The organism is Devosia sp. Z6_126 (genome assembly GCF_058133495.1).
This window is the reverse complement of sequence record NZ_JBYUNO010000002.1, coordinates 854685-872582: the sequence shown is the minus strand read 5'-3', so window position 1 is coordinate 872582 and position 17898 is coordinate 854685. Positions and strand designations below refer to the sequence as shown.

The window sequence follows — 17898 nt, the reverse complement described above, 5'->3', positions numbered from 1 at the left end:
ATGCTGGAATAGGTTTTCGCGGGGGCGACATGGCACTGGACAAGATCGATCGTAAAATACTGACCTTGCTGCAGAAAGACGCGACCATGCCCGTCGCCGAGATCGGCCGCAAAGTAGGGCTGTCCACCACCCCATGCTGGCGCCGCATCCAGAAAATGGAAGAGGAAGGTGTGATTAAGCGGCGCGTCGCCGTACTTGATCCCGCAAAGGTCAATGCCGGTGTCACAGTGTTCGTGTCGGTAAAGACCAATGAGCACAGCGAGGGCTGGCTGCGCAAATTCGCAGCGGTGGTGGAAGACTTTGCCGAAGTGGTCGAGTTCTATCGCATGAGCGGGGACATCGATTATCTCCTGCGCATCGTGGTTCCCGATATTGCCGCCTACGACACCTTCTACAAAAAGCTTATCACCAAGATCGCCTTGACCGATGTGAGCTCGAGCTTTGCCATGGAGCAGATCAAGTACACGACGGCCTTGCCGCTGGACTTTGCCCTTGTTGTCGACGATGACAAATAGCCATGCTTGAGGGGTTTGAACATATCGGCATGACGTCGGGCGATCTTGATCGCACCGTCTGGTTCTATTGCGATCTGCTGGGATTGCGCGTGCATCTGCGCAAGTCGGCGTCCTCAGGCGAAGTAGCGTTCCTCGATGCCGGCGGCGGCATGCTTGAAATCTTCGCGCCGGCCGAGCCGGTGACCCGAGCCCGAGATGTGCCGCCGCAAACGGCTGGTATGCGCCACATGACCTTTGCCTTTTCCGACATCGATCCGGTGGTGCAACGGCTCGAACAGGAGGGGATCGAGATCATCGAGCGCCCGCGGCTCGCGCATAATCAGGACGTGTTCAAGCGGGTGGCGTTCTGCCGTGATCCCGATGGGATCATCGTCGAACTCGCGGAACGGGCGGCTAGCCGCCCGTAACCGACATGTGCCGCCCCAGCGCCGGTTCGGGCCGGGCCCGGTCAATGACGAAGTCATGGCCCTTGGGCTTGATCAGCATGGCATGGTCCAGTGCGGCATCGAGCGCTTCAGCACCGCCCTCGCGCAGCGCTTCGCGCAGATTAACCTGATCTTCCTGTCCCAGGCACAAGAACAGCTGGCCCGTCGCGGTCAGGCGCACGCGGTTGCAGCTTTCGCAGAAATTGTGGCTCATCGGGGTGATGAAGCCCAGAACGCCCCCAGTTTCAGCGACATGCAGATAGCGGGCGGGGCCACCGGTACGCTGGTCGAGCTTGCTCAAGGTCCAGCGGCGAGCCAGCCGGTCGCGTAGCTCACGCAGGGGCAGATAGCTGTCGACCCTGTCGAGCCCAACTTCCCCCAATGGCATGCCTTCGATCAGTGTCAGGCCCATGCCCCGGCCATGCGCCCACTCCATCATGGGCTCGATCTCGTCTTCGTTGACGCCGCGCATCGCCACCATGTTGATCTTGATCTGCAGGCCCGCCGCTTGCGCGGCGTCAATGCCGGCCATCACATCGGCCATCCGGCCGCGGCGAGTGATTTGCGCAAAGCGGTCCGGATCAAGGGTATCGAGGGACACATTGATCCGCCGCATGCCCGCCTTGAAGAGGTCGCCGGCAAAACGGCTGAGCTGACTGCCATTGGTGGTCATGGTCAGCTCTTCAAGGCCATGCTCGAGATGTCGGGCCAGGCTGCGCACCAGATCAAGAATGTCGCGCCGCACCAGGGGTTCGCCGCCCGTCAGGCGCAGCTTGGTGACGCCGCGTTGCACGAAAGCGGCGGCAATGGTCTCGATTTCCTCAAAGCTCAGCACTTCCCGCTTGGGCAGGAAGGTCATGTTTTCCGCCATGCAATAAACGCAGCGGAAATCGCACCGGTCCGTGACCGAGATGCGCAAATAGGAAATATGGCGGCCGAAGCGATCAACAAGCGGTCGCGCAACGGAGACGGGGCTGGTCATGGCGCCAACCTAATCGTCTTCGCGCTCATTTCAAAGCGTGCTCGCCCGGAATTGCTTGGGCCGCAGCATTGATCCCTCTGGCGACCTGCTTTGGTCTGGGTTGACACGGGGCAGTATTGCCCGGCATCACCGCCGCAAAAGCAGGGGATGTGCCGGTGAGCGATGATCTGAAACGAGAAGCGGCTCGCATGGCCTTGTCGCAGGTTCAACCCGGCATGCGGCTCGGCCTGGGCACCGGTTCGACCGCTTGGCACTTTGTTGATCTGCTCGGCGAGAAAGTGGCCCAGGGTTTCGAGTGCATCTGCGTGCCCACTTCGGAGCGCACCGCCGAGCAGGCGATGGGCCTCGGCATCGCGCTCAGCGACCTTGATCATCTCGATCGCCTTGACCTCACCGTCGACGGTGCCGACGAGATCGACCCCCACCTCAATTTGATCAAGGGCGCCGGCGGGGCGTTGCTGCGCGAAAAGATCGTAGCGGCGGCCTCGGATGCAATGATCGTGATTGCCGATGGCTCCAAGGTCGTGGAGCAATTGGGCAGGTTTGCACTTCCGGTGGAGGTCAACGCCTTTGGTTTTGGCGCCACCATGCGAGCCCTCGACGCCGTAATGACTGCCCATGGCGCCGAGGTCCAAGCCAAGCTGCGCCGTACTGCCGACGGTCAGGCCTACCATACGGATGGCGGTCACCTGATCGTTGATGCTTGTTTTGGCCGCATTTCGACGCCAGAAGCGCTGTCGCGCGATCTCCTTGACATACCAGGGGTGGTGCAGCATGGGCTTTTTCTTAACATGTGCAAAACCGCTTATGTGGCGACGCCGGATGGCGTAAGAACCATGCAGCGCGGGGACTGACCAACAGCGAGGTTCGATCAGGATGGCATTTTCGACGAAACGGGGTTTGACTGGGCGCGCTAAAGCGCTGCTCGCGGTGACACTCAGCGCCGGGCTGTTTGCTCTGGCCGCTCCCGCCATGGCCCAGGAAGTGCCGCCTGAGCAACTGGCGCTGGCGCGCAAATATGTGGAACTGACGGACCGCTCCGCTATCTATGAAGTGACCCTGGTCGAAACTGGCGTGCAGACCATGCGCCAGATCATCCAGCAGAACCCAGAACTGGTCGACGCCACCGACAAGGCCATTTCGAAGGTGTTGGAGGAGTACAAGGGCCGCAAGGGCGAACTGATGGACCAGTTTGCCCGCGTTTATGCGGTGCGCTTCACCAACGAAGACTTGCAGCAGATCGTCGCCTTCTACGAATCGCCAGTCGGCCAGAAGCTGGCGCAAGCCAATTCAGAACTGAATACCGACCTGCAACGGGTCTTGATGGTGTTCACCAACAATGTGCAGCGTGAGTTCTTCGCCAAGGTGCGAAGCGAGCTTCGCGCCAATGGCGTCGAGATCTGATCCAGACGCATATGACCCCGCCTTGTGCGGGGTCTTTTTGTATGCAATGCGCCGCTCCATATTTAGGGGCGGTACTTGTGGGGCGTTGCAATGAGCGAAGCATATGATCTGGTCGTGATCGGCGGGGGCTCCGGCGGCGTCCGCGCCGCACGGATGGCCGCCAGCTATGGCGCGCGAACCGCTATCATCGAAGAATTCCGCGTTGGCGGGACCTGCGTGATCCGGGGCTGCGTACCCAAAAAGCTCTATGTCTATGCCAGCCGCTTCAACGAGCTGTTCGACATCGCCTCCAGCTTTGGCTGGCAGGTGGATGCTTCCTTTGATTGGCCCACGCTTGTGGCTGCCAAGGAAAAGGAAATCAGCCGCCTCGAGCACGCCTACACCACCAATCTGGAAAACCCCGGCGTCGAGGTGATCAAGGATCGGGCGGTGGTGACCGGGCCCAGTGGCGTGCATCTGCTGAGGTCCAATCGCGATCTGCAGGCGCGCCATATCCTTGTTGCCACCGGCGGGCAGCCCATTGTTCCCGATATTCCAGGCGCCGAGCTCGCCATCACCTCCAACGAAGTCTTCGACCTGCCGCGCTTGCCCCATTCGATCCTGATCGCAGGCGGCGGCTATATCGCCGTGGAATTTGCCACCATCTTTGCCGGACTTGGCGTCAACACCAGCATTGTTTATCGCGGCGATTGCGTGATGCGCGGCTTTGACGACGACCTGCGGCGCGGGTTGGAGGCCGGACTGCAGGAGCGCGGCATCCGGCTGATTTACCAGACCACGATCAAATCGCTGGTGCAGCAGGGGGACAATATTGCGGCGACCTTCAGCGACGGGGTGACGGCGCCCTATGGCGCGGTGATGTTTGCTGTGGGTCGGCGGCCCAATGTCGAGGGGCTGGGTCTCGAAACGACCGGTGTCGAGCTGACCGCTGGCGGCGCCATTGCGGTGGACGAATATTCGCGCTCGTCCTGCCCATCCATCTATGCTGTGGGCGACGTGACCGGGCGGGCGGCGCTGACGCCGGTTGCGATCCGCGAAGGCTGGTATTTTGCCGAGACCGTGTTCAACAACAATCCCATGGCCGTGGATCATTCCCTGATTCCGACGGCGGTTTTCAGCGAGCCGGAACTCGGCGCCATTGGCCTGACCGAGGCTGAAGCGGCGACCCATGGCGATATCGACGTTTATATCGCGCGCTTCCGCCCGATGATGAACAGTCTCTCGACGCGGACCGAGCGCATGATCCTCAAGCTCATCACCGAGGCCGATGGTGGCAAGGTGCTGGGCTGCCACATTCTGGGGCCGGGGGCAGGGGAGATGATTCAGCTTGTGGCCATTCCGATGAGCATGGGCGCCAGCAAGGCCGACTTCGACGGGGCCATTGCCGTTCATCCCACCGCGGCCGAAGAATTGGTGACCTTCAAGGGCCCGACCTATGTTTACCGGGACGGCGCCAAGGTCTGAGCCGATAAGGCTTGGCAGGCCGGCGTGGCCTTGGTAGACCGCCCCTATCGGGATAGCGGGAAAGCGAGACAACCCATGACCACTTGGACCCCCAGCAGCTGGCGCGACAAGCCCATCCTGCAGGTGCCCGCCTATCCCGATCCGGTTGCCCTGGCCGAAGCCGAGCGCCAGTTGGCGACCTTTCCGCCGCTGGTATTTGCCGGCGAGGCACGGGACCTCAAGACCAAGCTCGCGGCAGTCGCGCGCGGCGAAGCTTTCCTGCTCCAAGGCGGGGACTGTGCCGAAAGCTTTGCCGAGCACGGCGCCGACCATATCCGCGATTTCTTCCGCGTGTTTCTCCAGATGGCCGTGGTGCTCACCCATGGCGCCTCCAAACCCGTGGTCAAGGTCGGGCGCGTTGCCGGCCAGTTCGCCAAGCCCCGGTCTGCCGATACTGAAGTGATCGATGAGGTGGAACTGCCCTCTTATCGCGGCGATATCATCAACGCCATCGAGTTCACCGAAGGGGCCCGCCTACCCGACCCCGATCGCATGCTGCAGGCTTATCGGCAATCGGCGGCAACGCTGAACCTGCTGCGTGCCTTTGCCTCGGGCGGCTATGCCGAACTGACCCGCATCCATGAATGGACCGTCGGGTTCATGAAGGGCTCGAACTGGTATCCGCGCTACGAGGAAGTAGCGCGCAAGATCGACGACGCCATCACCTTCATGGCCGCGCTCGGCCTTAACCCGGACAATACCCCGGCCTTGCGTCAGACCAGTTTCTTCACCAGCCATGAAGCGCTTCTCCTTGGTTATGAAGAAGCGCTGACCCGCCGCGATTCCATTACCAATGACTGGTACGCCACGTCGGGTCACATGCTCTGGATCGGCGATCGCACCCGGCAGCCCGATGGCGCCCATGTGGAATATTTCGCCGGCATCCACAACCCGATCGGCATCAAGTGCGGCCCATCGCTCTCGAGCGAAGACCTGCTGCGGCTGCTCGATCGCTTGAACCCGACCGATGAGGCTGGCCGCATCACGCTGATCTGCCGTTTTGGCGCCGAGAAGGTGCATGAGCATCTGCCGCGGCTGATCGAAACCGTGCAGCGCGCCGGGCGTACCGTTGTTTGGTGTTGTGACCCGATGCACGGCAACACCATCAAGGCCTCAACCGGTTATAAGACCCGGCCGTTCGACCGTGTCCTTTCGGAAGTTCGCTCCTTCTTCGAAGTGCATCGCGAGATGGGCACCTATGCCGGCGGCGTCCACATCGAAATGACGGGAGATGATGTGACCGAATGTGTGGGCGGTGTTTCTGCCGTCACCGAAGCCTCGCTCTCGGACCGCTACCACACCTATTGCGACCCTCGCCTCAATGCCAGCCAAGCGCTTGAACTGGCGTTCCTGGTCGCTGAAGAAGTGCACGCGCAAAAGCCGCCGCGCCAGCACGCACTCGCGGGCGAGTAACAGCCGCGTGATCACCCGACGATCGTCACCGAGCAGGTGTTGATCGGCGGGCAGGCTTGCTGTCCTATGCCAGCGCTTCGCTGACCCTGCTGAAAGTCGTTCATGCCAAGATCCCTGTTCCCTGCGGCAACGCCAGAGGTGCGCGCCCGCCTCGAACTGGACCCGACGATCAAACTGATCAATCATTATGATTGGGCTTCCAACCCGCTGGGTCCAATTCCAGCTTGGCCGGAAAGCCTAAAGGGGGCAGTCCGGGTCATGCTCGCGACCTCCACCCCAATGGCCATGCTGATCGGCTCTCAGGGCATCCTGATCTACAACAACGCCTATGCGGTGTTCGCCGGCGAACGGCACCCACACATCTTCGGACTTCCCGCCGAACAAGCCTGGCCTGAAATTGCCGAGTTCAACCGCCACAAGATTGACTTGGGACTGCGCGGGGAAACCCTGCATCTCGAGGAGCAGGAACTTCTCCTCAATCGCAACGGCACGCCTGAAGCGGTGTGGCTGGACCTTCATTATAGCCCTGTGCTGGCGGAAGACGGCACCCCTTTGGCGGTGCTTTGCATTGTTCAGGAAACGACCACCCGAGTGCTGGCGGAGCGTGCCGTGGCTCGCAGCGAGGAGCGACTGTCGCTTGCCTTGAACAGCTCAACCCTGGTGGGAACCTGGGATTGGGACATTGTGGCCAACAGCGTCACCGCCGACGAAAAATTCGCCACCATGTATAATCTCGATGCGGCCACGGCCAAGACCGGGATCGCGCTTGAAGGCTTCATGCAGGCCATTCACCCCGAGGACGTGGAACGGGTCGGCGTCGAGATCAGGGCGGCCTTGGCAGACGGCTCACCCTTCCGCTCGCAATATCGCCTGCTTGGACCTGATGGGACGATAAGGTGGGTTATCGCCTCGGGGCGTACGCGTTTGGGCGACGATGGCAATGCCATCCGCTTCCCCGGGGTCGTGGTGGATGTCACCGAGCAGCGCCGTGCGTCGGACGCGCTGGCGGAAAGCGAGCTGCGCTTCCGCACCCTGACCAATGCCATGCCACAGATGGTGTGGTCGACCCTGCCTGACGGCTTTCACGACTATTACAATGACCGCTGGTACCAGTTCACTGGAGTGCCGCAAGGGTCCACTGATGGGGAAGGTTGGAACAACCTGTTTCACCCCGATGATCAGCAGAGAGCCTGGGCGATCTGGCGCAACTCCCTGGAAACGGGCGAGCCATACCAGATCGAGTACCGACTGCGGCATCATACCGGCGAGTACCGCTGGACCTTGGGTTTGGCGCTGCCGATCCGTGATAGCCAGGACCGTATCATACGCTGGTTCGGCACCCTCACCGATATCCATGAGACCAAGCTTGCAGCGACCGAGCGGGACCTGGTGGCGCAGGAGCTGAGCCATCGAATCAAGAACATCTTTGCGGTATTGACCGGCATCATCAGCCTGTCGGCGCGCAGCCAGCCGGAGATCAAGCCCTTTGCCGATCAGCTGCGCCAGCGCATCTTCGCTCTGAGCGAGGCGCATGATTTTGTCCGGCCCCATGCTGCCCGCTTACAGGACACCGAACACCAGGGCTCACTCTGGGCCTTGATCGAGCGCCTCCTGAAAGCCTACCACCGGGAGGGTACCGCGCGGGTCAGCTTCCGCGGTGAGGACGCTCCGATCGATGATGGCGCGGCTACTCCACTTGCACTCCTGTTCCATGAGCTGGGCACCAATGCCGCCAAATACGGCGCGCTGAGCGTTGCCGATGGGGAGGTGGTGCTGGAAGGCCGGGTAAGCGAGGATGGCTACCATCTCTCCTGGAAGGAGCGGGGCGGTCCGGTTCTTGATGGCGCGAGGCGACTGGAAGGTTTCGGCTCACGCCTCGTGAGCCTGAGCGTGGAAGGCCAGATGCGTGGCAAGGTCGAGCGGATCTGGGAAGCGGACGGGCTGAGGGTCGAGGTCGACCTTCCTGCTACGGCTCTGCGCCGCTCCGGGCGGTTGCAGAGCTAGAGCAACGGCTTGGTCAGCACTTCGTAGGCTCGGGCGTTGGGTCGAGCCAATCAAACAGCTGTAAACGACGGGGCGGGGCAGCTTCCTGCGCCTGGCGCCGAGCCACGGCATACCCGACAGCGTCCCGTAGTTCCTTATCCGTGACCGGCTTGGGCAATACGCCCAGAGTGCCGGGAATGCCGGTGCCAAGCTGCGAAGGGTTGGCCGTCATGAACAGTACGGTGACGCCATGAGTTTGGCTGAGAGCCCGGCCAATGGCCGCCCCGGTAGGACCATCCTCAAGATTGAGGTCCACGAGGGCAACGTCAGTCGTTGCCGCGAGGCTAAGGGCCGTACGCTGGTCGGCAGCAATGCCCACCGGCTGGTGCCCCATTTCCGCGATGACATGCTCGATTTCGGTGGCAACGAAGATCTCGTCTTCAACTACCAGTATTCTGCAACTCATCACGCAAACTCTCGTCGGGTACTGGAGGGCAACTCGCTCGACCGGCTTCGGTTGCGCCGTGATTGGTCGCCGCCAGCCCTATACCCGATTACACCTTAAGATAGTTAGCGAAAAGTCTCTGTCTTCACTTAGCGGACTGTTAACCCTAATGAGGCATCAATGTGGCGTTGGGCTGAACGGCCCGGGTCTCAGAGGTTCCGATGAAGCGCACCCTCACCATTGCCTCCCTGCTTGCCGGAAGCGTTGCCTTGCCGGCAACTGCGGCTGACTACGGCTATGGGGGAATGCGGACCGCCTATCCCACCAACTGGCAGATTGGCGAAGACAATCCGCTGCGTTTCGAAGCGGGCGTGCGCTACTGGTATTCGCTCGGCGAGCAATCCTTGTCCCTTCAGGGCTACGAGCAGGACATCAAAAGCACCTCCCATTCGGGGGAGGCCTTTGTCCGCATCGATGACGACAGCACGCGCTCCTTCTTGGAGGCCAATGTCGGTTACGCCTTTGCTACGAGCGGGGACTACTCCACGGATGGCATCGGGGGGACCTTCGATCTCCCTGGCGCGCGGTTGGGCTATGTCGGTGCTGACTTCGGCATGATGCCGTTCGGCAATGAGAGCTTTGGCGTCGGGGCTGTGATCGGCTACCAATACTTCAATGAATCGCCCGATACCGGCCGCGCTTCGTTCACTACGGCTCGTTCAGCCAGCGACATCGCCTGGTCCAGTTCCACTGGAGACTGGTCCATAGGGTTCGACAGCGAGCCCAACAACTTCGACATCCACGCGGCCAAGATCGGCCTAGTTAGCCGCTTCGAAGTGGCGGATGCTTTCGACATCACTGCAGAAGCTGCAGCATTGCCCTATGCATGGGTGGACGGTACTCTCGGGACTCTGGACCTGGTGCCCGAAGATTTCGGCGGCAACACTTTCCTCGCCTCGGCGGCCAGCGTCGGTGGCTACGCCTATGGCGCTGCGGGCAAGTTAATGGTTGGCTTTCACCCAACCGAGAACCTGACGGTTCGGATCGGCGGCCGGGCTTCCTATCTCCAAGGTGAGTACGACGCGACCTTCGACACTGCAACGGTGACGCCGCCGCAGCCGTCCTTCGAACCCGATGGCACGCCAGCGGACCCGGCATACACGGCGCCCAATCTTTCGCGGCAGTCCTATATCTCGACCAACAATCCCTTTTCATTCTTCCGCTACGGCGCCCTGTTTGAGCTGGCCGGCCGCTTCTGAACCATCGGCCGTGATCAGCCGTTACCGGCTTGTTCTGCCGGGGGCGAGTGGGTAAGGCTTGCGCGCGCTTCGTTCGCCCTGGAGGGAGCGTATCCGCGTCAGCTATAGGCCTATATCGTGACCGACCACCTGCGTATCGCGCTTGCTCAGCTCAATCCCAAAGTGGGCGATCTGGATGGAAACCTGGTGCTGGCGCGTGGCGCGCTGGCGCAGGCGGTGGCCGCAAAAGCCGATATCCTGCTGCTCTCCGAACTCTTCCTGACCGGCTATATTGCGGACGATCTTCTGTTCAAGCCGCAATTCGTGGCCGATGCTATCAAGGCGGCGCAGGATCTGGCAGCCGACACGGCCGGCACCGATGTGGCGCTGATCATTCCCACCATTTGGCAGGCGGAAACCGGCTTCCACAACGCGCTTTTCGTCGCCGAAAAGGGCGAGATCACTGCCATCCGCTTCAAGCGCGAACTGCCGCGCAACGACGTTTTTTACGAGGAGCGCTATTTCACATCCGGACCGCTCCCGCTGCCAGTGACGATCAAGGGCGTGCCGATGGGGTTGCCAATCTGCGAAGACATCTGGCACCCCTGGGTGTGCCAGCATCTGATCCAGGCTGGGGCCGAAATGCTGCTTTGCCCCAATGGCTCCCCCTATTGGATGCAAAAGCACGAAGTCAGGGACCGGCTGGTGCGCGCCCGCACCTCCGAAGACGATGTGCCCATGCTTTATCTCAACCAGATCGGCGGGCAGGACGAACTGGTCTATGATGGCGCCTCCTTTGGCATGGAGCCCGGGGACAAGCTGGTGTTCCGCGGCGAGACCTTCGCACCCGATTTCATCCTCTCCGATTGGGAGCGCCGGGACGGGCGCTGGACCTGCGTGGAGGGTCAGATCAAGCCGCAGCTTTCCGCCGAGGAAGCGCCTTGGCGTGCTTGCGTGCTGGCACTGCGCGACTATGTCCGCAAGAACGGCTTCAAGCAGGTGGTGCTGGGGCTGTCCGGCGGCATCGACAGCGCGGTGGTGGCGGCGATGGCGGTGGATGCGCTTGGCGCCGAGAATGTCCACTGCATCATGCTGCCCTATCACTACACTTCCGAGGCAAGCCTTGTGGACGCCAAGCAATGCGCCGAACTGCTGGGCGTGCGCTATGACGTCGTTGCTATCGGTGGGCCGGTGGATCAGGCGCTCAAGGAACTCGACCCGATTTTCGCCGGCCGCCCCGCTGATCTTGCCGAAGAAAATATCCAGTCGCGCATGCGCGGCGTGATCCTGATGGCGGTGTCCAACAAGCTGGGCTCGATGCTCCTGAGCACGGGCAACAAGTCGGAAATGGCCGTGGGTTACGCCACCATCTATGGCGACATGAACGGGGGCTTCAACCCGCTCAAGGATATGCTCAAGATGCAGGTCTATAAGCTTGCGGATTGGCGCAACAAGCACCTGCCGGGTGATTGCCTGGGACCGGCGGGCCCGGTTATCCCCCAGAACATCATCGACAAGGCTCCCAGCGCCGAACTGCGTCCCGACCAGACGGACCAGGACAGCCTGCCGCCCTATCCGGTGCTCGATGCCATCATCGAGGGTCTGGTCGAGGACGAGCTGTCGATCGCCGAAGTCGCAGCAAAGGGGCATGATCTGGCGCTGGTGCAGCGCATCGACCGGCTCATCACCATTGCCGAATACAAGCGCAGGCAATCGCCGCCCGGACCCAAACTGACCTGGCGTGCCTTTGGCATGGGGCGCCGCTACCCCATCACCAACGGCTATCGCGATCGGACCGGCGCATGAGCGCACCTGTTGTACGCTGGGCCCCCTCACCCACGGGGCGCATTCACCTGGGCAATGCGCGGCCGGCGCTGCTGAACTGGTTCTTTGCTCGCCAGCATGGCGGTCGCTATGTGCTGCGCATGGACGACACCGATGCGGCGCGCTCCACCCGTGAGTTCGCCGACGGCATTGAGGTGGATCTGGCGTGGTTCGGCGTGAAGCCCGATCTGCTGGTGCGCCAATCGGAGCGGGCGGCGCTTTACGAGGCGGCGCGCGAGCAGTTGATCGCCGCGGGTAGGTTGTATCCCTGCTACGAAACCGAGGACGAGCTGGATCGGCGGCGCAAGCGGGCTCGGGCCATGGGCAAGCCTCCCATCTATGATCGGGCGGCGCTAAAACTCACGGCCGAAGATCGCGCGCGGCTCGAGGCCGAAGGACGGCGCCCGCATTGGCGCTTCAAGCTCGATGGCAAGCCGGTGCAGTTCGATGACCTGATCAAGGGGCCGCAGACCGTCAACACCGCCTCCATGTCCGATCCGGTGCTGGTGCGCGAGGATGGCTCCTACCTTTATACCCTGCCTTCAGTGGTGGATGACATCGACTTGGGCATCACCCATGTGATTCGCGGCGAGGATCATGTGTCCAATACGGGCACCCAGATCGAGATCTTCGAAGCCTTGGGCGGGGCCGTGCCGCAGTTCGGGCACCACAATCTGCTGACCGATGCCGAAGGACAGGGCTTTTCCAAGCGGCTTGGCTCCCAGTCGATCGCGGACTTCCGGCAGGAAGGCTATGAGCCGCTGGCGGTGGCCATCATGGCGACGCTGACCGGCACGAGCATTCCTGTGGAACCCTATGCCTCATTGGACGCCGTCGCTAAATTACTGGATTTTGCGGCCATCTCGCATGGACCGGCCCGGTTCGATCCGGCTGAACTGGACACGCTCAACGCGCGTATCCTGCACGCCATGCCTTATGCCGAAGCGCAGCCGCGCCTGGCGCAATTGGGTCTCGATAGCGAGCCGCTCTGGCTGGTGCTGCGCGAGAACCTGGCCAAGTTCGGTGATGTGGTGGAATGGGCCAAGCTGATCCGCGGCCCGGTGCAGCCGGTGATCGCGCAGGAAGACCGCGACTTCCTCGTGGCCGCGCGCGAGTTGCTGCCAGCTGAGCCCTGGTCAATCGAGACCTGGGGCGAGTGGACGGGGGCCGTAAAGGCCCAGACCGGCCGCAAGGGCAAGGGCTTGTTCCTGCCCCTCCGCCTTGCACTGACCGGTCGCCACGATGGGCCCGAGCTTAAGAGCCTGCTGCCGCTGCTTGGGCGTAAGGCGTGTCTGGACCGACTACCCTGACCACCTTGTCGCCGAACTGAACCAGCCGCAGGCTTTTGTCTTCGGCGGTTTGCGGCGCAGGCCGGGTGACCGGGGTCTCGCCGGGGCCGGCAGGACGCGGCCGCGGCAGAGGAACATCGATCAGCGTGGCCGTTTGCAATGGCGCCTCGACCGGCGCGACGGCTGCTGGCATCTGCCGGCGCGGATCGCGCGGGGGCAGGGGGAAGCTCACGCCTGATACTTCAGCGATGGTCCGGTTCTGGCCGTCAGCTGATACGGCGTTCCGGATCGTGCCCCCGCCAGCCGGGGTAGCACGGCAGCTGCTTTGCATATCCACCGCCTCGCGATATTTAAACGCGGTGGGCAAGGCGGAATAAGGCTGGCCGCTGACGTTGCGCATCTGCTCAACTTCCTGACCCGGATTGTCGTAGAAATAGAGTTCCACCGGTGTGTTGGGACACATCGCCTGGCATTGCTGGGCGTCATTGCCGACATAATCAGTCAAAGTGGCGTAGCTGATGGGCCAGAAGTAACCATCGCTCAACCGCACGCAGAGGGTTCGCACAGTGTTGGAGCCCTGGCTGCCCCAATAAGCGCCATCGTCGACCAGGTCGCCATCGGTGAAATCGCCCTGGGTGGTAGTGCCGAACACGCGATCAAAGATCGACTGCCGCTCGCGCGAGAAGTCGGCGCTCGAGCCGCGCCCGGCGCCGCAACCAAAGCGGGCCAGTTCCTGCAGGATGGCTTCGCGCTGCTGGGCCACGGCACCGGCGCTATTCACCGACTGCGAGACCTGGGCATATTGTTCGCGTAAGTCCAGCACATCGCGTCCAATGCTCTGGCAGCGCGGTGACAGAGTGCGGCCAGCCCGCGCGTCATCATTGCAGCCTTCGCGGATGTAACGGCTTTCCGCGCTCTGCACCTGATCAGCGAGGCGACGGGCCGAGCGCGAATTGCCCTGCCGTTGCTGAAAGTCCGCGTTCCGATCGAATTGCCGCAGCGAATCTTCCAGCCGGGCGCAAGCGGCGGCCTGCGCATGCGCCGTGCCAACATCGAGCAGCAGGCAGACAGCTGCCACGAGCAAAAGGAGAAACGGGCGCAGGGTTGTTCTGCTCAAAGTCAATGCGTGGTCCTTGCTTGCGGCTGGAAGCGGCGGCGTTGCAAAAGCCGCATAGGCCAGCGCCGATCTGGTGGCAACACTATAGTCCCCGGCTAGATGGCGTGATAGCGCTGGCGCAACACTCGAGCGGGAGATTGCGCCACGATGAAGCTTGCTACCCTTAGAAATGGTCGCCCCGATGGCCAGCTGGTGGTGGTTTCCGCAGATGGGCAGCGCTGTGTTGCCGCAGGCCGCATTGCGCCCCATCTGCAGGCGGCGCTCGATGACTGGGACAACGCGGCTCCTCAGCTGGCGGCACTCGCGTCCGAGTTGAACGCGGGTGCGATTGCCGGTCAGGTGTTCGAGGCCAGCCAAGCGCTCGCGCCGCTCCCACGCGCCTATCAGTGGATCGATGGCTCGGGCTATATGAGCCATCTCGAACGCGTCCGCACACTGCGAGGCAGCAAGGACGCCGAACTGCAATCCACCCGACCCCTGCTGTATCAGGGGGGTTCGGATACGCTGCTGGCGCCGACCGCGGCGATCGTCGTGCCGGAAAACGATCTGGCGCTCGACTTTGAGGCGGAGATCGCCGTGATCATCGGCCCCGTGCCGATGCAGCCATCCCGCGAGCAAGCGGCCGCTGCCATTCGGCTGGTCACTATCTGCAACGACGTATCCTTGCGCAGGCTGGTGGCCGAGGACCTGCAGGGCGGGTTCGGCTTTTTCCACGCGAAGCCCTCAACCAGCTTCGGCCCCGTCGCCTTGACACCCGACGCCCTGGGCGACGCCTGGCGGGACAACCGTCTGCACCTGCCGCTTCGGGTGGAGGTCAATGGCAATCTGATCGGACAGCCCAATGCCGGACGGGACGTGCAGTTCGATTTCGCCGACCTGATCATGGAGGCCGCTCGCACGCGCAGCCTTGCCGGCGGCACCATTGTCGGCTCGGGCACCGTGTCTAACCGGCATGACGAGAGCCTGCCTACCAAGCGCGATGGCATCGGCTTTGCCTGTCTTGCCGAACTGCGCACCGTCGAAAAGACTAAGTTCGGGCGGGCGCGCACGCCGTTTCTGCAGCCGGGCGACAGCCTGCGGATTGCGGCAATCGATGGGGCGGGCCGGGCACCATTTGGCGAAATCAATCAGCAGGTGACCCTGCTCGAGCGGCCGGCTTGATCGAATTTTCACGAAGGGCTTGATTTGGCGGCGGCTTGGGCCGAAGGTGGCGCCATGAAGATCAACGTTAATCCGATTAACGGCTGCGTTATTACCTGCTAACCACGATTTGGCAGCGCGGTCTTCTTTATCCAAAAAACCCGATACTCGAAGCGCCCGCAGCCAGTGCCCATCCGCATGGCCAGGACGTCAACATGAACTCGGGACTGCCGCCGCTTTCGCTCTACAACACACTGACGCGCCGGGAGGAGCTCTTCGAGCCTCTCGATGCCAGCAATGTGCGGCTCTATGTCTGCGGCCCCACCGTCTACGACTTCGCCCATATCGGCAATGCTCGGCCGGTGATCGTCTTTGATCTGCTGTTCCGCCTGCTGCGCCACATCTATGGCGCCGAGCACGTCACCTATGTCCGCAACATCACGGATGTCGACGACAAGATCAATGCGAGGGCGGCACGCGATTATCCCGACCTGCCGCTCAACGAGGCCATCCGGCAGGTGACGGAAAAAACCGCCGCGCAGTTCGCGGCCGATGTCGAGGAATTGGGCACGCTGGAGCCAACCTACCAGCCCCGGGCGACCGATTTTGTGCTGCCGCGCCCCGATGGCAAGCCCGATATGGTCAGCCTGATCGAAAAGCTCATTGCCAAGGGCCATGCCTACGAGGCGGCCGGGGAGGTGCTGTTCGATACCACCTCCATGCCCGATTATGGCCGCCTCTCCGGGCGCAATCTGGAGGACAACCTCGCTGGCGCGCGCGTCGCCGTCGACACGCACAAGAAGAACCCGGCCGATTTCGTCCTTTGGAAGCAGTCGAGCGCCGATGAGCCGGGCTGGGACAGCCCATGGGGGCGTGGGCGCCCGGGTTGGCACATCGAATGCTCCGCCATGAGCGCTGCCTATCTCGGGGAAGTCTTCGACATTCATGGCGGCGGACTAGACCTGATCTTCCCGCACCACGAAAACGAGATCGCCCAGTCGCGGTGTGCTCACGGCACCTATGAAATGGCGCGGCTTTGGATGCACAACGGGTTCCTCCAGGTTGAAGGGCAGAAAATGTCCAAGAGCCTGGGCAATTTCGTCACCATCAACGAGCTGCTCGCCACCGACAAATTCGGCGGCCGGCGCTGGCCTGGTGAGGTGCTGCGCCTCGCCATGCTGATGACCCATTATCGCGAGCCGATCGATTTCAGCGTGCGGCGGCTGGAAGAAGCCGAAACCAAGCTGCGCGACTGGCAGCGCGCCACTGGGGGCGTGGCGGTGGAGGATGGCGCCGCGCCTGACGCGAGCGTTGTCGGCGAACTGGCCAAGGACCTCAACTTCCATCGCGCCTCGGTGGCGCTGGACTTCATCGCCAAGCGGGCGAACCGCGGGGAGGGCGATGCCCGGCATTGCCTTGCGGCAACGCTGCGCTTCCTCGGCTTCAGCCTTGATGGGTTGCTGGCCGCGAGTAGCGAAGAAGAGCCGGCGCATATTGCGGCTGCCGTTGCTGCGCGCTTGGCCGCCCTCAACAGCAAGGACTTTGCCGAGGCCGACCGCATCCGCAGCGAATTGGCCGAGCAGGGCATTGCGCTGATGGACTACAAGGACCCACAAAGCCGCGAGCGTCGCACCAAATGGGAGCTCAAGCGATGATCAGCTCGGAAGGCAATATCGAGGCGCATGCCGGAGGTTGCCAGTGTGGCGCGGTGCGGTTCCGCGTCAAGCTGCTGGGGCGCCCCTCCATCTGCCACTGCCGCATGTGCCAGAAGGCGTTTGGCGGCTTTTTCGGGCCGCTGGTCACCGCGCATGATGCGGTTTGGAGCCGGGGCGAGCCGAAATGGTACCAGAGCTCCAACGCGGCGCGTCGCGCCTTTTGCGGCGATTGCGGCACTCCGCTCGCTTATGAAACCCGGTTTGGCCTTGAATTGGCGATCGGTGCTTTCGATGACCCGACGGTTGCTACCCCGGCGTTGCAGGTCAACCTGCACGACAAGCTGCCCTTCTTTGATGATCTGACCGGCTTGCCAGTGCGCACTGAGAACAGCGACGAGTGGCGCGACTTCCTGGCCGGCATCCACTCCAACCAGCATCCGGACCACGATACTTCGGATTGGCCACCGCGGGAGAGTTCACATGAGTGAAAGCTGGAGCGGCGGCTGCCAATGTGGGGCGGTGCGTTATCGGTTCACCGAGAGCCCGAGCAACGCCCATATCTGCCATTGCCGCATGTGCCAGAAGGCCTTCGGCGCTTTCTATGCGCCACTCGTGGGCGGCGCCCGCTCAACCTGGGAGCTGACGCGGGGAGCACTCGCCACCTTCATGTCGTCCGATCACGCCGAGCGTGGATTTTGTGCCCGTTGCGGCACGCCGCTGACCTTCCGCTACACCGAGGGCGACCGGATCGCCGTGTCGATCGGCTCGCTGGACCATCCCGAAGCCTTCCCGCCCCTCGACCAGCACGGCACTGAAAGCCGCATCAGCTGGGTGCCTGCGCTGGGCGGCCTGCCTGATTGCCCGCCTAGCGAAGCGGAAGACGCTGAAGGCGCTGCAAGGATTGCCGCCAGCAATCACCAGCACCCCGATCACGACACCGCCACCTGGCCCGAACAGCACTAGAG

17 protein-coding genes are annotated in these 17898 nt (G+C 62.5%); 14 read left to right on the top strand and 3 right to left on the bottom strand.

From position 1 onward, the window contains the following. The first annotated feature begins 35 nt into the window (after window positions 1-35). Entirely contained in the window at window positions 36-515 is a 480-nt protein-coding gene (locus tag AC3YOG_RS11300; protein WP_489935275.1) for an Lrp/AsnC family transcriptional regulator, read from the top strand. 2 nt (window positions 516-517) lie between these two features. After that, window positions 518-922: a VOC family protein gene (locus tag AC3YOG_RS11295; RefSeq protein ID WP_489935129.1), complete on the top strand. Its 405-nt coding sequence runs from the start codon at window positions 518-520 to the stop codon at window positions 920-922. On the opposite strand, the gene moaA is transcribed toward AC3YOG_RS11295, so the two are convergent. Next, entirely contained in the window at window positions 909-1922 is a 1014-nt protein-coding gene (gene moaA, locus AC3YOG_RS11290; protein WP_489935128.1) for a GTP 3',8-cyclase MoaA, read from the bottom strand. The two genes, AC3YOG_RS11295 and moaA, sit on opposite strands and share 14 nt — an antisense overlap. Window positions 1923-2077: 155 nt before the next feature. On the opposite strand from moaA, the gene rpiA reads away from it, so the two are divergent. The 5 genes from rpiA to AC3YOG_RS11265 all read left to right on the top strand — a co-directional run bounded on the left by rpiA (window position 2078) and on the right by AC3YOG_RS11265 (window position 8246). Continuing rightward, entirely contained in the window at window positions 2078-2776 is a 699-nt protein-coding gene (gene rpiA, locus AC3YOG_RS11285; protein WP_489935127.1) for a ribose-5-phosphate isomerase RpiA, read from the top strand. Between the two features lie 46 nt (window positions 2777-2822). Continuing rightward, window positions 2823-3326, top strand: a complete 504-nt coding sequence (locus tag AC3YOG_RS11280) for a DUF2059 domain-containing protein (protein ID WP_164854754.1) — start codon at window positions 2823-2825, stop codon at window positions 3324-3326. Between the two features lie 90 nt (window positions 3327-3416). Next, complete coding sequence (gene gorA, locus AC3YOG_RS11275) at window positions 3417-4790, top strand: glutathione-disulfide reductase (RefSeq protein ID WP_489935126.1); 1374 nt, start codon at window positions 3417-3419, stop codon at window positions 4788-4790. Window positions 4791-4865: 75 nt separating this feature from the next. Continuing rightward, entirely contained in the window at window positions 4866-6242 is a 1377-nt protein-coding gene (locus AC3YOG_RS11270; RefSeq protein ID WP_489935125.1) for a class II 3-deoxy-7-phosphoheptulonate synthase, read from the top strand. A 102-nt stretch (window positions 6243-6344) separates the two neighbouring features. Continuing rightward, window positions 6345-8246, top strand: a complete 1902-nt coding sequence (locus AC3YOG_RS11265; RefSeq protein WP_489935124.1) for a PAS domain-containing protein — start codon at window positions 6345-6347, stop codon at window positions 8244-8246. Window positions 8247-8259: 13 nt separating this feature from the next. Here AC3YOG_RS11265 and AC3YOG_RS11260 read toward each other — a convergent pair whose 3' ends face one another. Further along, window positions 8260-8754 carry a response regulator gene (locus AC3YOG_RS11260; protein WP_489890541.1) on the bottom strand — a complete coding sequence of 165 codons (495 nt, stop codon included), beginning with the start codon at window positions 8752-8754 and terminating at the stop codon, window positions 8260-8262. Between the two features lie 137 nt (window positions 8755-8891). Here AC3YOG_RS11260 and AC3YOG_RS11255 point away from each other — a divergent pair, with 137 nt between their 5' ends. From AC3YOG_RS11255 to gltX, 3 genes are all read left to right on the top strand, one after another. Next, a complete protein-coding gene (locus AC3YOG_RS11255) occupies window positions 8892-9929 on the top strand; it encodes a hypothetical protein (RefSeq protein ID WP_489935123.1) in 1038 nt (345 codons plus the stop codon). A gap of 117 nt (window positions 9930-10046) precedes the next feature. Beyond that, window positions 10047-11714 carry an NAD+ synthase gene (locus AC3YOG_RS11250; RefSeq protein ID WP_489935122.1) on the top strand — a complete coding sequence of 556 codons (1668 nt, stop codon included), beginning with the start codon at window positions 10047-10049 and terminating at the stop codon, window positions 11712-11714. Next, window positions 11711-13042 (top strand): glutamate--tRNA ligase, encoded by a 1332-nt coding sequence (gene gltX / locus AC3YOG_RS11245; protein ID WP_489935121.1) that lies wholly within the window; start codon window positions 11711-11713, stop codon window positions 13040-13042. Before AC3YOG_RS11250 ends, gltX begins: the two co-directional genes overlap by 4 nt. Here gltX and AC3YOG_RS11240 read toward each other — a convergent pair. Next, window positions 12987-14138: a DUF2865 domain-containing protein gene (locus AC3YOG_RS11240; RefSeq protein ID WP_489935120.1), complete on the bottom strand. Its 1152-nt coding sequence runs from the start codon at window positions 14136-14138 to the stop codon at window positions 12987-12989. The genes gltX and AC3YOG_RS11240 overlap by 56 nt on opposite strands. Before the next feature lie 147 nt (window positions 14139-14285). Here AC3YOG_RS11240 and AC3YOG_RS11235 point away from each other — a divergent pair, with 147 nt between their 5' ends. The 4 genes from AC3YOG_RS11235 to AC3YOG_RS11220 all read left to right on the top strand — a co-directional run bounded on the left by AC3YOG_RS11235 (window position 14286) and on the right by AC3YOG_RS11220 (window position 17896). Further along, window positions 14286-15299: a fumarylacetoacetate hydrolase family protein gene (locus AC3YOG_RS11235; protein WP_127752412.1), complete on the top strand. Its 1014-nt coding sequence runs from the start codon at window positions 14286-14288 to the stop codon at window positions 15297-15299. A gap of 194 nt (window positions 15300-15493) precedes the next feature. After that, window positions 15494-16933: a cysteine--tRNA ligase gene (gene cysS, locus AC3YOG_RS11230; RefSeq protein WP_489935119.1), complete on the top strand. Its 1440-nt coding sequence runs from the start codon at window positions 15494-15496 to the stop codon at window positions 16931-16933. Beyond that, window positions 16930-17421 carry a GFA family protein gene (locus AC3YOG_RS11225; protein ID WP_489935118.1) on the top strand — a complete coding sequence of 164 codons (492 nt, stop codon included), beginning with the start codon at window positions 16930-16932 and terminating at the stop codon, window positions 17419-17421. The genes cysS and AC3YOG_RS11225 overlap by 4 nt, the downstream gene beginning before the upstream one ends. Continuing rightward, a complete protein-coding gene (locus tag AC3YOG_RS11220; protein ID WP_489935117.1) occupies window positions 17414-17896 on the top strand; it encodes a GFA family protein in 483 nt (160 codons plus the stop codon). The genes AC3YOG_RS11225 and AC3YOG_RS11220 overlap by 8 nt, the downstream gene beginning before the upstream one ends. Window positions 17897-17898 lie beyond the last annotated feature (2 nt).